General features: G+C 40.5%; 9 protein-coding genes and 3 pseudogenes. 5 read left to right on the top strand and 7 right to left on the bottom strand.

Annotation, left to right across the window (positions count from 1 at the left end; all coding sequences use genetic code 11):
• Window positions 1–107 precede the first annotated feature (107 nt).
• On the top strand, window positions 108–2,105 hold the full coding sequence (locus tag NIE88_RS19350) for a glycoside hydrolase family 31 protein (protein WP_253064916.1): 1,998 nt from the start codon (window positions 108–110) through the stop codon (window positions 2,103–2,105).
• 538 nt (window positions 2,106–2,643) lie between these two features.
• Window positions 2,644–2,977 (top strand): annotated as a pseudogene (locus NIE88_RS19345) (transposase); the annotation flags it as partial.
• A 98-nt stretch (window positions 2,978–3,075) separates the two neighbouring features.
• On the opposite strand, the pseudogene NIE88_RS19340 reads toward NIE88_RS19345, so the two are convergent.
• The 7 genes and pseudogenes from NIE88_RS19340 to NIE88_RS19315 form a co-directional block, all read right to left on the bottom strand.
• Window positions 3,076–3,311: pseudogene (locus tag NIE88_RS19340) on the bottom strand (IS3 family transposase); the annotation flags it as partial.
• A 239-nt stretch (window positions 3,312–3,550) separates the two neighbouring features.
• Window positions 3,551–5,377 (bottom strand): discoidin domain-containing protein, encoded by a 1,827-nt coding sequence (locus NIE88_RS19335; RefSeq protein ID WP_253064914.1) that lies wholly within the window; start codon window positions 5,375–5,377, stop codon window positions 3,551–3,553.
• Window positions 5,378–5,512: 135 nt separating this feature from the next.
• The gene (locus tag NIE88_RS19330) at window positions 5,513–7,036 is read right to left on the bottom strand and encodes a family 43 glycosylhydrolase (protein ID WP_253064912.1); all 1,524 of its coding nucleotides are present in this window, start codon (window positions 7,034–7,036) and stop codon (window positions 5,513–5,515) included.
• 992 nt (window positions 7,037–8,028) lie between these two features.
• The gene (locus NIE88_RS22895) at window positions 8,029–8,205 is read right to left on the bottom strand and encodes a TIM-barrel domain-containing protein (protein ID WP_373689464.1); all 177 of its coding nucleotides are present in this window, start codon (window positions 8,203–8,205) and stop codon (window positions 8,029–8,031) included.
• A gap of 129 nt (window positions 8,206–8,334) precedes the next feature.
• On the bottom strand, window positions 8,335–8,541 hold the full coding sequence (locus NIE88_RS19325; RefSeq protein ID WP_253064910.1) for a hypothetical protein: 207 nt from the start codon (window positions 8,539–8,541) through the stop codon (window positions 8,335–8,337).
• Between the two features lie 480 nt (window positions 8,542–9,021).
• Window positions 9,022–9,969, bottom strand: a pseudogene (locus tag NIE88_RS19320) (glycoside hydrolase family 43 protein).
• 327 nt (window positions 9,970–10,296) lie between these two features.
• Window positions 10,297–11,211: an ArsR/SmtB family transcription factor gene (locus tag NIE88_RS19315; RefSeq protein ID WP_253064906.1), complete on the bottom strand. Its 915-nt coding sequence runs from the start codon at window positions 11,209–11,211 to the stop codon at window positions 10,297–10,299.
• Window positions 11,212–11,439: 228 nt separating this feature from the next.
• On the opposite strand from NIE88_RS19315, the gene NIE88_RS19310 reads away from it, so the two are divergent.
• The 3 genes from NIE88_RS19310 to NIE88_RS19300 all read left to right on the top strand — a co-directional run bounded on the left by NIE88_RS19310 (window position 11,440) and on the right by NIE88_RS19300 (window position 14,630).
• Window positions 11,440–12,894, top strand: coding sequence for an alpha-N-arabinofuranosidase (locus NIE88_RS19310; RefSeq protein ID WP_444965500.1), 1,455 nt, complete (start codon window positions 11,440–11,442; stop codon window positions 12,892–12,894).
• A 101-nt stretch (window positions 12,895–12,995) separates the two neighbouring features.
• On the top strand, window positions 12,996–14,291 hold the full coding sequence (locus NIE88_RS19305; protein WP_253064902.1) for an MFS transporter: 1,296 nt from the start codon (window positions 12,996–12,998) through the stop codon (window positions 14,289–14,291).
• A gap of 81 nt (window positions 14,292–14,372) precedes the next feature.
• The gene (locus NIE88_RS19300) at window positions 14,373–14,630 is read left to right on the top strand and encodes a hypothetical protein (protein WP_253064900.1); all 258 of its coding nucleotides are present in this window, start codon (window positions 14,373–14,375) and stop codon (window positions 14,628–14,630) included.
• Window positions 14,631–14,653: the final 23 nt, after the last annotated feature.

Here is a 14,653-nt window from a genome sequence, read left to right as displayed (position 1 = left end):
TAGTAATTAGTTGGTATGATATACTAACCAAAAAAAGAAAGCGGATACATTATTATTTTTATTACACTGCTAATAAGTATCCCTCTTTTAGGAAGAGGAGGCATCTCATGGTTATTTTTACACAGGGAGATAACTATTTAGAATTTCATAACCAAAACGAAACTGTCAGAATCACTGCATGGGGAGATAATAGCTTCCGTATCACAGCAACACCGGCTGGTCCACTGGATTTATCTAATGACGCACTGTTATCGACAAATTCATCTGCAAATATTAATGTTCAAGAACCCGGTGAAGCAACGATTCAGAATGGCAACATTAAAGCTGTTGTAACTTCCAATCGATTTAATACCCGTTGGGGAATTATTAGCTTCTATAATCAAGACGGTAAGCTGCTCTTACGTGAAACTGACCGTGGCGGTGCACTTAATAAACGGCCTCGAAGTTATCACACTATTTCCGGAGACGATTTTAAAGTTACAGCTACTTTTTTGGGGAACTCCAACGAACAAATTTTCGGCATGGGTCAATACCAAGATGGAACTTTCAATTTAAAAGGTTCCGTCTTGGAACTTGCTCACCGTAATTCACAAGCATCTGTGCCGTTCTATGTGTCCAACCTAGGTTATGGTTTCCTGTGGGCAAATCCAGCCATTGGTAAAGTCTTCTTTGGCAGTAATCATTCTGAATGGACAGCTGATAGTAGCAGGCAACTTGATTATTGGATTACAGCTGGTGATACACCGGCACAAATCGAACAACAATACAGCTCTGTCACCGGTCACGTACCAATGATGCCTGAGTATGGACTAGGCTACTGGCAGTGTAAACTACGCTATTATAATCAACAGCAGGTCTTAGATGTTGCACGAGAATACCACCGTCGTAAGATTCCGGTGGATGTAATTGTGATTGACTACTACCACTGGCCACGTTGTGGAGATTATCGCTTTGATCCGGATTATTTTCCGGATCCTGATGCAATGGTTAAAGAATTAAATGACTATGGTATCAAACTCATGGTTTCCGTTTGGCCACAAATTGATGTTCGTAGTGAAAATTATGAAGAAATGCGTGATAAAGGGTTATTGGTGCGTACTGATCGCGGAATTGATGTTCAAATGCTGTTTCATGGCAATAACGTCTTTTATGACGCAACCAATCCGGAGGCACGAAAATTTGTCTGGAATAAGATTAAGCAAAATTATGAGAAACACGGAATTGAACTCTTTTGGCTTGATGAAGCTGAGCCCGAATATGGCCAATATGATTTTGACAACTATCATTACTATGCTGGGGCAGCTGTTCAAAAGAGTAATCTCTATCCGCGAGAATATGTACGAGGCTTTTATGATGGTCAAAAGCAAGAAGACAAAGTGACAGTTAAATTAGCTCGCTGTGCTTGGATCGGCAGCCAAAGATATGGAACTCTGGTATGGTCAGGAGATATTTCATCTACTTTTGAAACGCTTCGTCGTCAATTGATCGCAGGTCTTCAGATGGGAATAGCTGGCATTCCATGGTGGACAACCGATATTGGCGGTTTTAGCGGTGGCGATATCACAAAACCCGCATTTCAAGAGTTGCTAATCAGATGGTTCCAGTTTGCAACCTTCTGTCCGGTGATGCGCATGCATGGTGCTAGAAATCCTTTTCAAAAGCTATTTAAGAAAAATGGCGAAGAAACGGAAGGAACAGGCGCGGCAAACGAAATTTGGTCTTATGGTGAAAAAAATTATAAAATCATGAAGAAATTCATTGGTATTCGTGAACTGCTTCGGTCATATTCCAGAAACACAATGAAAGAAGCCCATGTGTCTGGAAGTCCTGTCATGCGCCCTCTATTTTATGGATTTCCAAAGGATAGAAACACTTGGCCGGTTGATGATGCTTATATGTATGGTGACGATATCCTGGTTGCACCGATCATGCAGGCCGGTGCAACTCAAAGAACAGTCTATCTACCTGAAGGTGCAAGCTGGACTAATGCCCATACCGGAAAAGAATACCAGGGAGGACAAAGGATCATGGTTAATGCACCTATAGAAACACTTCCGATCTTTTTAAAAGATGGCCACTGTGCTGAACTTATCAAAAAAATTTAATTTTGATTAAATGCACACAGTATTCTCTGGATTTAGTAATTATTCGTCCGTTTAACTGATAGCCTTTTTTGCTTCGTAGACTTGAAACAAGGATGTGTAAGATATATTTATGAAGCGAAAATCGTGCGCTCAAATATTCAAAGTCGAAGTCACGCTCGAAATTCTGAAGGAGGAAAAGACGTTAAACGAATTGTCCTCTCAGTACGGTGTTCATGTCAATCGGCTGAACCAACGGAAAAAGACATCTCTAGATCAGTTCAGCTGCCACAACTCTTTGATCGCAAGCGGAATGATCGGAGCCGGATTTAGGCGGAATACAAAGAAAAGATTGTTCGACTGTACAGTGAGTTGGCCGCCTAACCACGGAACTCTCGTGGTTTAAAAAAATTCTGGATCGATGCACGAGATGAACGCTTTGCTTCCTGAACCACGGCTGGATGTATCTGGCCGTCATTATCGACTGGTATTCAGGCTACGTTATCAGCGGGCATTGGAGAACAGACACTGGAAGATTGAGCTGATCACAAACCGTTAAAACGCACTGACGCAAACGAGACCGGAGATCATGAACAGTGATCAAGGCAGTCATTTCACAAGCCCGCACTATCTGTATCTTCTCAAGGAAAAATCCGTTAAAACCAGCATGGATGGGAAGAATCAGGCACTGGACAACATCATTATCGAGCGATTGTGGCGTTCAGTCAAGTACGAAGAAAAAGTCTATCTTAAAGACTACGAAAGTCCAAGAGAGGCGCATAGGCATTGGCAACTATCTTGATCTTTATAACCATGAACGCCCTCACCAGTCGCTCGGGTATCAGACGGTCGCTGTTTATCATCAAGGGGTAGTGAACGTCTCTTCTCATCTTTGAGCAAGGATCTGTAGTATGTCAACACTAAATCAAACAAATTTTTAAAGGTGCTGTAACTTGTATTCAATCGGTGTTAGATAGTCTAGTGATCCATGGATTCAAAGGTTGTTGAACCAACGGACATAGTAAAATAATTCAAAATTAAGAACATGTTGGTTAGGAAAAACACACTCGGTAACCAACTCTGTTTTGATCGTCTTAAATGTTGCTTCCGCAACGGGATTATCATAAGGCATGCCCTTATGACTTAAGGATCGATTAATTGAAACGTTTCCAAAGCACCATCAATGAGCTTATCTTTAAACTGATTCTCTCGATCAGTATGGAATAATTCGTGAGAAGCTTCTTCGTTCCCGTTTCATTTTTCCGGTCTCCCTTGGGAGCGTTGAAGTTTACATGACCTTAGCTGATTCGTCCAATTAAGTGTAACCTACCATGTTCTTATAGTAAAATGTAGAGGTGTCTCATTGTCTATAGACTTTTGAGACACCCCAACCTTATTTTTGATTATTATCGCTCTGCACGCTCGCGGTCATCAAATATATCGTAGTCTATGCCCCAATCTAAGCTGAATCACTTTGACGGGTTCGGGATTACCGGGCTGCCATATACGGTCAGTTCGTTAATACCGCGTGCCCAGCTAGCGCTCTGGCCATTATTAACATTTGTTGAGTTATTGACTTTAATTCGGACATAACGAAATGTATCGGTATTGTTAATTTCGTTTTCGTTAAAACCAATAACCTTGTTATCCGTGCAGTCCTTTAGTGTCACAAAGTGAACGCCGTCATTGCTTCCCTCCAGAAGATAGCTTTGATAGGTTTCAGACCCATTGACCCTTTTAAAAGTTATATCAATTTCATTTATTAGCGACGGTTGGCCAAGATCAACTGTCCAAGTCCATGGCTCGACGCCAGCGACAGATTGATAATAGTTGCTAGAGTCATAGCTGATGCCATCATTCGCTTTGGTTGCTTCAAATCCGGCGTTCGCAGCGGTCGATTGATTGGCAACGACCGGTTTGCCCAAAGATAGATTCTCTCCTGCCTGCACGGGAATGACAATGCCTTTCTCCACATTGTATTCAATATTCTGGTAATAATCGAATGCTGCATATCCGTCTTTCAACGCAAGCGGCATTAAACGGCTTCCAGCAGTAATCGGGTCAGGATATTTCCAGCTGTTGCTCCAACGGTTTGCAGCCATAACTGCCGTATTGCCGATCATAAAGATACCACCGGATTGCGTACCAAACGTTGATGTATTACCAACCTGGCGCAGTGGTGCGTCGGCAAGTCCTTGAATGGTTGGGGCAGCGATGTATTTGCAGGCACTTGGATACCAGCCCGCTGCCTCAGATGAGAAAAGATAGTACCAGTTTTCCTGCTTAATTAATGCTGGGGCCTCACGCCTTTGGCCCTTTAAGACAGTAATCGCCGGGGAAACCTGTTCCGGCAAAACCTCCATCCAGTCATCCGTTAGCTTATAGATGTTTATATCTTGATTTCCATGGGCAGCAGAAATCAAGTAACCGTTTCCATTATCATCAACATAAAAATTGAGATCACGGGAATCGTTGCCCTGAGGACGAAAACTGGCGTGTACTGTAAACGGCCCGCCCGGTTTACCCGAAATATTGATCACACGGGCCAGCGTATAGTCCGTTCTATTTTCATAGTGCGCCCAGATCACAATCGTTCCATCGGATCGCTGTTGAGCACCTACCGACTCCAGTTTACAGGATTTCAATTCATCAACGGCCCCAATAAGGGCCACGGCTTTTTTTGTGCCATAGGTAATACCGTCCTTTGATGTGCTTTGCCACATCGTTAAGGAGCCGTCATCAGCCCGCTCAAAACCAAACTGATAATAATTCTTTCCCATTCTGAACTTAGACTTAAGACCTTGAATGGAGGAGGTTTTTGTGTTATCAAAAGTGTTCAGAGATACTCTGCTTCTGCAGTTTACAGGCTTACCACTAATCACTTCTGAAGTGGCAAGAACATTCCCTTTAGCGTCCAGTGCCTGAACCCTATAATAGGTTCTATGCTTTAATCCATAGATTTCGTAGGTGCTGCTGGTTGGTGTGGCAATTTGTTTATACTTTCCCTTCTTATAAGAAGAACTGCTTAGTGTATAGCTAGATGCACCTGTAACGGCGTTCCAGTCAAGTTTGATGTTGTCAGCCTTCTTTTCGCCCTGAATCTTAAAGGGAGTAGCCAACACATGCAAGGATACCGTATCCTCTGATGCCTTTACATCCAGAGGGCGCAAACTGAAGAGAAGCATAAGACTTAAAATCAGTACTGTAGCCTTTAAAATCCGGCTTGTTTTGAAATCGACAGTATCTCCATGGACCGCTGCTTTTTTTTCACCCTTCAATTCACCCTTTTTTTTCACGTAACTTCCCCTCCTTTTGAACGCAATAGAAAAAAGATGATCGGCCGGTACGGCAAAGCGTTCATGAATATCGTCTATCACATCAATCATATTGGCGCGACTACAATTTTTTCCATATCGCCGCTAAATGTTACCTTATTTGCCATAGACCTGTACTTCAGTAAACCCTGCCGCCCAAGATGCGGCATTGCCATTATGGGCATTCACAACCCTGGAAACGGCGATTTTTACATAGCGGTAGGTGCCACTAATGTCATCTGATATGAAGCTTGTTGTTTTATTTTGCGACTCATCTTTCAGAAGCGTCCATTGACTGCGATCATTGCTGCCGTATATTTGAAACTGTGCGTAGGTTTCTGAACCATTATAGCTGACAAAGCTTATATCAATTCTGGAAAGTTTCTTATTTTTTTGCAAGTCCACCTGCCACTCGAACGGAACATTCACAGGCATATAAGCGCTGCTTGGATTCCAAGAGCCAAGTTCCTGCACATAATTGCCGTCATTGGCTTGATTTAGCGAGAAACCAGCCTTTGCTTCGCTGCCTGTGACCGGTTTGTTTTCTGACAGCAGTTTATCTTTAGATGTCTTAATTTTTCCTGTGTGAGTCAGCTGCCATGTACTGACATAATTCATTGTTACATTAGTTCCCTTAAATGTTAATGGCAGCCAGATATATTGCGAAGATCCTAATTTGCTCGGATTCCAGCGATCACCCATATAAATGTACTGGTTTTCCCCGTTTGGCCTAGAAATTTCCATAATATTTGTTGGCTGACTATAAAAGGTGGAGTTATTGCCGACAGGTTGCATGTCAGACCAGCCATTGGGATCAGAGATATCCTTTGTGAAGGAAACCATTGCCTGATTGGGATACCATCCGGACTGTGACGAAGTAAATAAGAAATAATAATCGCCGACTTTTACTAAAGCCGGAGCTTCGCGTTTCTTGCCGGCAAAAAGTGGGTATGAGTTTTTCCAGTCTACATTTGTGTAATCATCGGTTAATTTATAGACGCGCATTACTGAACTGTTTTGCGTTGAAATTAAGTAGGCTGCGTGATTGGACGTGTCATTATAAACGGTAAAATCACGGGATCCGTAGCCATAGTTTCCGTCTGTTCCTGTGTATGTCGGGTCAACCCCCGGATCGGCTACCTCTCCCGCGCCCGGACGGAAATTTCGGATAACCTTATAATCGCCGCCAATCGCCTGAGATGTAGCCACTAATAGATGAGAGGAAGAATAGTTTTCACCATTTTCCCAATGTGCCCATAGAACAAACATCTTGGTTTTTTCGTTATAAATTAGCTTGGGGCGTTCAACAGTTTTGCCGGTTAAATTTGGATTAGCGCTCATCGACAGGATCTGATGAACAAATTCCCAGTTTTTCAGATCTTTGGAACGATACAGATTAACGCCATTAAAGCGCGCCGAGTTTGTTAACTTATCCTCACCGACCCAATAATAATAGGCGCCGTATTTCATAAATCCTCCTCCGTGGGCCTGAATCAAATTCCCAGAAGTATCGAACCATTCCTGTCCGTTCTTGATTGTTCTGGAGTCAGCTGTCGCGGCATCGGTCGGCTGCGTGAATAAAAGCAGCGTCAGAATAGAGACAATTACCCAGCTTGTCTTTTTCAGAACATTCCTTTTCATACAATCCCCACCTTAATTTTTTATTTCAGAAACAACAATGTTTCTAGAAATCTTGGCAAATAAATCAATCCGCAAAAAAGTGAACTGGAGTATTTAGTTAATTTATCTTGTTAAGATCTTAACTGGAGGATAATAGTATATGAATTAAGAAGCAGAATAATGGAAACGTTTACTAAAAGTTTAAACTCATATGTAAACGCTGTCAATGATGGGTTTGAATTTTTTACGTGTGTTTAAATGATGAATCCTTCTCCCTTAGGTCAGATATATTGGAATCTGAAAAACCTGTCAGGCACCGTTTGCTGCAGTTGTTGCATCCAGATTTGAACGTTATTGATCGGTGTAAAATATACGATATTTAGATAGAATTATCTAACAGGTCTAATTATTATTTAGGGTTTGCTGAGTAAAAGAAAAATTATTTTATAACAAGAATTATTAATAGATAATTCAATCAATGTGCAAGGTTTTTGAGCAAATCATTACAAAAACCTTGCACAAGAATCAGAAATCTTTTATCATATTGGATAAAAATTGATCAGTGGAACCAAAAATTTGTTGTTTTTGCCATATTACAGCCAGTTATCTGCATTCTTAATTCCAAGGTTACAAATGTAAAAATATGTAACCTGTGCAGAAAAACCTATTAATCCATCATTATTTTATCTGATTATTGAAGCGGTTTGGATGTTAAATTAGTACAAGAAAAAAAACGCTCAATTTTTGAACGTCAGTAAAAGTTTACCACTTCTAGTATTGATACTAACTATTGTGATACGGTTAAAAAACTACATTTCCTGACCTATTAAGGCTCCGTATTTCTGGTTGCCAACCCAAGCACTGCTCACCAAATTGACGATATGAGACTGACCGGTAGTTTTTAGCCTGTCGTAAAAAACTTGAGAGTGCAAGCGTGGATAAATATTGCCCACTTTAACATTAGTAACGATAATTATCAAAATCATAAACACTGTATTCCGGTTCTGCTTCGTTCAACCAGAACATGTCAATGCCATATTTGTAGTAGTTTTCCCTACATTGGCTTTTGGATCCGGCCAGTAAACAGGATCAAAGCTCCATTCACCTTGATGAATCCAATGGAAAAAATCGATAACGATGACATCCAGAGGAATTCTCAGCCGTTTATATTTTCTTGCAACGTCCAACACTTCCTATTGCGTGCGATAGCGTAACTTACTCTGCCAAAGGTCCATCACATTTTCAGACATCATCAAGGCACGCCCCGTCACAACAGTGCTGCTTTCTACGATCTGGAAAGGCGTATCATTGACAGTAATTCAGTAGTTCATCTGATCAGTTACTTCCGCAAGCCATTCGGTATAGTTTTTACCAAATACTACCTTACCGACTGCTGGATTATTCCATAGGAATCTATAATCGAGATTGGAAAGTGCAAAAGGAACAGAAACCTGTGAATTCCTTTGAGCCAGATCCAATACACAACCCTTTAAATCATCGAGATATGCGTGTTGATACTGTTCCATCCTAAATATTTTCTTACTGTCATTGTTTCAAATCAAACATTCAGGCTGTATTCGCCACCCTTGATCGGATCAAATTCACGAGCGACGATTTTCAGAGAACGACTCTCCGAACTGTCAGTTCCCCACCCGTGATAATACTCTCGTAGAATCAGTCCTCACCCTTGTAAAAAGAAATAACACCGACGGGATTGATATTGATAGTGGCTCGGATCCTTTCATTTTGAATGGTTGCCTTTTTAGCGTCCACTGCAACTTTTTCCGCGCCATGCAACGATTCGAAAAGTGCCCAATTGATCATGATGAATCCCTGAAATTGGGGCGAGCCGAAAGGGATACTGGCGTCTTTACAGGAATATAACGATGCACCAGGCTGTGACAAACAAAACACTCACCGTCAGATCTTTGCGGGTTTCGGAACAATATTGTTTGCTGTATATGGTTTTGAATGTAATGGCACTTCTTCTGCATTAATTAATGCTTTTAATATTCAGAAGGTAGTTTGTGAAACGCTTTCAAACGGCTGTATTCTTCATCCGAAATTTTTAAGATGGTACCATGTTTGTAGCCATATGGGAACGAAAAGTTTTTATCACTGCGAATGAAGTTACCACTTTCAAGAGTATCCGCTATAAAAGGAATGTATCCCTGACCTTCAGCGCCAGTACCATAATAATCCAAGAACAACGCCCAACGTCCATCTTTAACTTTTACGGCTGTTGGGGCTTCATATTTTCCTTGTTCAATTTTAGACATACTTCTATCAAAAGCTTTCACACGTTCAAATGGCCCCGTTATGTTCTTAGAACGTAACAAAATGATGCTCTGAGGATTATTTCCAGACTTAACGAAAAGGTAATACCAGTCGCCTTCCGCATACATAGCTGAATCAATTACATCACTATCATCTTTTTTATATAAAATTTGAGGTTCGCCGAAGGATTTAAAATCTTTAGTGCGACTGTAGAAAATAGCTTTTGATTTAAAATTGTCGCATTTATAAGATGAAGACCAATGAACGATATAGTCATTGGTTTTTTGGTTGAAGATGACATCGGGTGCCCATAGGCAACCAAAGTCTTCAGTTCCTAACGTTAACATTTTCTGATCCTGCCAATGAATTAAATCATTTGATTTCCACATGACAAGTGATTTACTGCCGTTTCTGGAGATTTCACTCCATGAATTATGGTATTGATTCAGCATACCATAAGATAGACTTAAATCAGTTGCTAAAATAACGAATTCACCAGCTTGTGTACGTATAATTGTATGGTCTCGGACTCCTTTATCACCATAATAGCTTCATAAGACCGGTTGACCATTATTCACTAGCTCCCAAGTGAATCCATCCTGACTGATACCAAAATATACCTGTTCTCCATCAGGAGTCCGTTTTTCTTTAAAATGAATAAACAAATACGCTGACATAGTATCTCTCCCTTTTTATCTGAAATTTCACAATGTCGTACTTTGATGCTCAGGTGTTTCTTGTCATCTTTATTAGTCATTTCCAAATAATATAAATCCTGAAAGTCAGGGCTGAGATTGATCATTCAACAAACAGACATTGGAATACAATCCTAAGGTTACGTTACTTAGACAACCGCCGACATTTAAAGTAAATCTCAAAGTACACTTGATTTGAAAAGACTTGTCACAAATTTTTGCCTATACTTAATTTAAAAACTAATTTTGGGTACGGGATTAACGCTTATCACAGTGAACAAATGACACGGTTATACATAGAAATCATCTCTAGTCATCATTATCCGTTGTTGTATCATTAAAATAAAAGGTTCCTTTGATTCCTTGATTGTGATTACCAAATTGATTACCAAAGATCGTGCAACCACCAATGTTTTTTGCAGTGTCTTTTACTTCGAATCGTAGCGTCCACGAATTTTTAGTTGAATCAATATCGCTGATGAGGGTGTCAGCGGCGTGTTGACCGTCAATAAATGAGCCATGTTTCGAGATCCGAAATAATTTGAGCATCCCATACTGATTCATATCATTATAAACCCATTCAGGAGTATACCGTCCACGAATATCAGAGAAGTCACCAGGACTTGTCCAAGTTCCTATTTCATGATCGTCTAAGGAAACCGTGATATCCGATGGCCAACGATTATTCGAAAATGGAAACTCCGAGCTAAGTTCCACTGAAAGTTCAATCATCTCTAGAGATTGATTGGTTTTTAGATAGTTAGGAACACGGTATTCAACAAAGCCTTTGGAAAACCAAAGCATTCCGGCCTCATAACGCTCTGGATCCATGAAGTAACTGGGATTATCTACTTTACCGATAAAGCCGCTTTGACCAGCTAATCCACAGGATGGAGTGACGTCGTAATTAGTAAATTGTCCAATAGGAATTTCAATATCCCAGTTTTCGAATGGAATATAAAGTTGGTTTGGAAATGAGATGTTAATGGTATCTACTTTTAAGCTTGAAATTCGTTGATTACCCCGTTTTTCAGAGCGGATAATATTGGCTTCTTCCAACTTATTCAAATGCATTACCGTAATAGGGCTGGTAAGGTGAATTGCTTCAGCAATTTCGGATACATTCATTTTTTTCTTTGAAAGCAGCTGAATAATTTGGATTCGAACTGAACTGTCCAGTGCGGCAAAAACGACCTTTGATTTAATTGAAATATCTAAATCCATTTAGAAGCTTCCTTTATTAATTATTATGTTATCATTATACCATTATTTCCCGTAAGCAGCAATAAACAGTTAATGTTTTTAGATATATATTAAAATTATTTATTTGTTTTTAATAAAAATGATATTTACTTCAATAAATGTAAGCGCTATACTAACATTATTAATACTTTACAGGTAAATATTAATATTTTTGTTATTTATGATTGGAAACCATTAGGAAAGGGATTCATGCTTATGACAATTGAATTACTGACACAAAAAAAGGGGCCTAAGATTAGTAAGTATCTGTATGGTCAGTTTTCCGAACATTTAGGCCATGGTATCTACGGTGGTATTTATGTGGGCGAAAATTCTGATATTCCAAATGTGAATGGACTTCGCAGTGACGTTATTGAAGCATTAAAGGCGATTCACGTCCCTGTCGTTCGATGGCCAGGTGGTTTATTTGCGGATACTTATCATTGGGAAGACGGCATTGGCCCAAAGGATGGGCGCAAGAAAATCGTTAACACAAATTGGGGTGGTGTTACCGAAAACAACTACTTTGGCACCCATGAGTACTTTGAACTGCTCCGCCAGTTAGGTTGCGATGCTTATATTAATGCCAATATTGGAAGTGGTACTGTTCAGGAAATGGCCGAATGGGTTGAATACATGACCATGCCTGGTGAATCACCAATGGCGGCTTTGCGTCGGAAGAATGGTCAAGAGGAACCTTGGTGTGTTAAATTTTTTGGCATCGGTAACGAATCTTGGGGCGGCGGCGGCAACATGCGCCCAGAATATTATGCAGATGTATATCGACAGTATCAGACATTCTTACCTCAATATGATAAAGAAAATCCCATCTATAAGGTAGCTTGTGGCCCAAGTGATGATGATTATGACTGGACTGAAAAAGTCATGAAAATTGCGGGTAAGTATCTTGACAGCATTAGTTTGCATTTTTATACATTGCCGACAGGTGTTTGGCAAGATAAGGGAGACGCGACTAATTTTCCGGAAAGTGAATGGACGTCAACGATGAATCGAGCTAAGTACATGGATGAATTGGTGACCAAGCATTCGACAATCATGGATCACTATGATCCGGAACATAAAATTGACCTTATCATTGATGAATGGGGGACTTGGTATAACGTAGAAAAGGGCACAAATCGAGGCTTTTTGATCCAGCAAAATACCATTCGTGATGCTATGGTGGCCGCAATCACGTTGAATATTTTTCATAAACATGCGGATCGAGTGTATATGGCGAATATTGCCCAAATGGTAAACGTTTTACAAGCAATGATTGTCACTAAGGATGATCGGTTGATTAAGACACCAACCTACTATGTTTTTGACATGTATCAAAAGCATATGGAGGCACAATGGGTAGAAGGTGTTGGTGATGTCCCAGAAAATATAACTTATACTGCTTCACAAAAAAATGGTGAACTCACCCTTTCACTAGCCAATTATGATTTGCATGAGACGAAAAAAATACATTTTACTGCTTCAAGTTCGTATCGCAATATTATATCTGCCAAAGGTCTTTTTGCAGATAAGATGGATGCATGCAATACATTTGATCATCCGGATGAGGTATCGGAACAACCATTTGATGGGGTTGAACTAAACAATAATCAGATGATTGTAACATTGCCGGCTAAAAGTGTTGTATCCATTACACTAAAGTAAGCATGAATCAGGTACGATTGATTAATCGTACCGTTTCTTAACAAGAAATGAAAACGGTTACTTACGAGGAATTACATCTAAATTTTGAGGGGGAAAGTTCCATGGGGACAAAATTAACAAAGGAGACCGTAGTAACAGGCCATCCGTCAGAAAACATCACAAATGCCAGAATTACCGATGAACAACAGCCAAAATTCCCGATTTGGTTTGGCGTTGCGATGGTCATTGGGCCATTTGTTTGGCTGGCACCGGCCGGTAATGTGCGTAATGTGCTGTTACCACAGTATTTTAGCCAGGTCGATCCAAGTGGAAAGGTTACCGCCATTGCAATTATGGCCTCGGTGACTATGGTTGTGGCCGCCATTTCTAATATTTTATTCGGCGCTCTGTCTGATCTTACACGAAGCCGGTTTGGCAAACGTAAACCGTGGATCTTAATCGGTACAATTGTAGAATCGGGACTCATTTGCGTGGTTGCTAATTTAACCAATTTATGGGCGATTATAGCCGTGTGGGGAGTTGTGGCTGCCGCCGAAAATGCGGTTGCTGCTGCCATGATCGCCCAAGAGGCAGATCGAATTGCACCTAAATGGCGGGGAACAATTTCAACTCTTTACGGAATTGGCTATACGGCGATTCAAGTGGTCGCCATTGTTGCAGCTCAGTTTTTGGGCAATCCTAAGATGGGTATGTATGCAATGGCCGGTATCGGGATGATCACAGGAATTTTGCATGTATTGTTTGCAAATGAAAAAAGCAACGTGAATGAACCCAGAGAGACGCTTTCGCTACGGTCGGCTTGGACTCATTTTTCGATTCCAACTAAGGGTGCCCGTGATTATTGGTTAGCGATCACAGGTAAATTGCTACAAGTTATGGGCGGAACGATTGTCGGTGCCTATATGCTCTATATTTTAACTGACTACATGCACCTGAGTCAGGCCGAAACCGGAACAGTATTATCGTTATTTGCTACGATCAATCTGTTTGTTGGTGTGCTCTTTACCGCGATTTCCGGTCCTATTGCCGATAAAATGGGACGATTAAAATTACCGGTTGCAGTTTCCACTTTAATGATTGGAGTTGCCCAATTTTTCCCTTTTCTCTCACCTCATCCTTGGACAATTTATGTTTATGCGGTACTATCAGCAATTGGCGGCGGCATTTATGCGGCCGTAGATGGTGCTCTAAATTTAGCTGTTTTACCTAACAATGAAACGGCCGGTAAAGATATGGGCTTTATAAATCTTGCCAACACGTTATCACAAATTGCCGGAGTTACTGTGGCCTCACTTATTGTAACGTATTTGGGCGGTTATCGAGCGATCTTCGTAGTGGCGTTCCTGATTAATGTAATTGGCGCGCTGTTGATCTTTGCAATTAAAAAAGTTAAGTAATCAGTTAGAAATTTACTTGAGAGTGGATAGTGATCCTGTCCATTCTTTTATTAATATTAACACAAAAAAGGAGTAGCTTATATGAGTATCCCCGTACTAAATATTAAAGGGAAAAAATCAAGATCGTCATTAAACGACTTATATGGTATCTTTTTTGAGGATCTCAATCATGCTGCTGATGGCGGGTTGTATGCGGAAATGGTTCAAAATCGTTCCTTTGAGTTTGAAGCGTTGATCATGAAAATTATTCGCCAACGTATGCTTGGCAATTTAACGACCCATCGTTCTTTGCGGTTCGAACTGATAAGCCACTTAATGAGAATAACCAACACTATTTGACCATTAATGCTCATGCTACAGCA

The organism is Sporolactobacillus shoreicorticis (assembly GCF_024125445.1).
GTDB lineage: Bacteria > Bacillota > Bacilli > Bacillales > Sporolactobacillaceae > Sporolactobacillus > Sporolactobacillus shoreicorticis.
Note: the sequence above shows the minus strand (reverse complement) of the source record. Positions and strands in the feature narration are given on the sequence as shown.

What these genes read in the sequence shown, in the direction of transcription:
- NIE88_RS19315 (WP_253064906.1), bottom strand. Translation starts at nt 11,211, where the DNA reads ATGGATTTAGATATTTCAATTAAATCAAAGGTCGTTTTTGCCGCACTG.
- NIE88_RS19310 (WP_444965500.1), top strand. Translation starts at nt 11,440, where the DNA reads ATGCTTATGACAATTGAATTACTGACACAAAAAAAGGGGCCTAAGATT.
- NIE88_RS19325 (WP_253064910.1), bottom strand. Translation starts at nt 8,541, where the DNA reads ATGGAACAGTATCAACACGCATATCTCGATGATTTAAAGGGTTGTGTA.
- NIE88_RS19300 (WP_253064900.1), top strand. Translation starts at nt 14,373, where the DNA reads ATGAGTATCCCCGTACTAAATATTAAAGGGAAAAAATCAAGATCGTCA.
- NIE88_RS19350 (WP_253064916.1), top strand. Translation starts at nt 108, where the DNA reads ATGGTTATTTTTACACAGGGAGATAACTATTTAGAATTTCATAACCAA.
- NIE88_RS19305 (WP_253064902.1), top strand. Translation starts at nt 12,996, where the DNA reads ATGGGGACAAAATTAACAAAGGAGACCGTAGTAACAGGCCATCCGTCA.
- NIE88_RS19330 (WP_253064912.1), bottom strand. Translation starts at nt 7,036, where the DNA reads ATGAAAAGGAATGTTCTGAAAAAGACAAGCTGGGTAATTGTCTCTATT.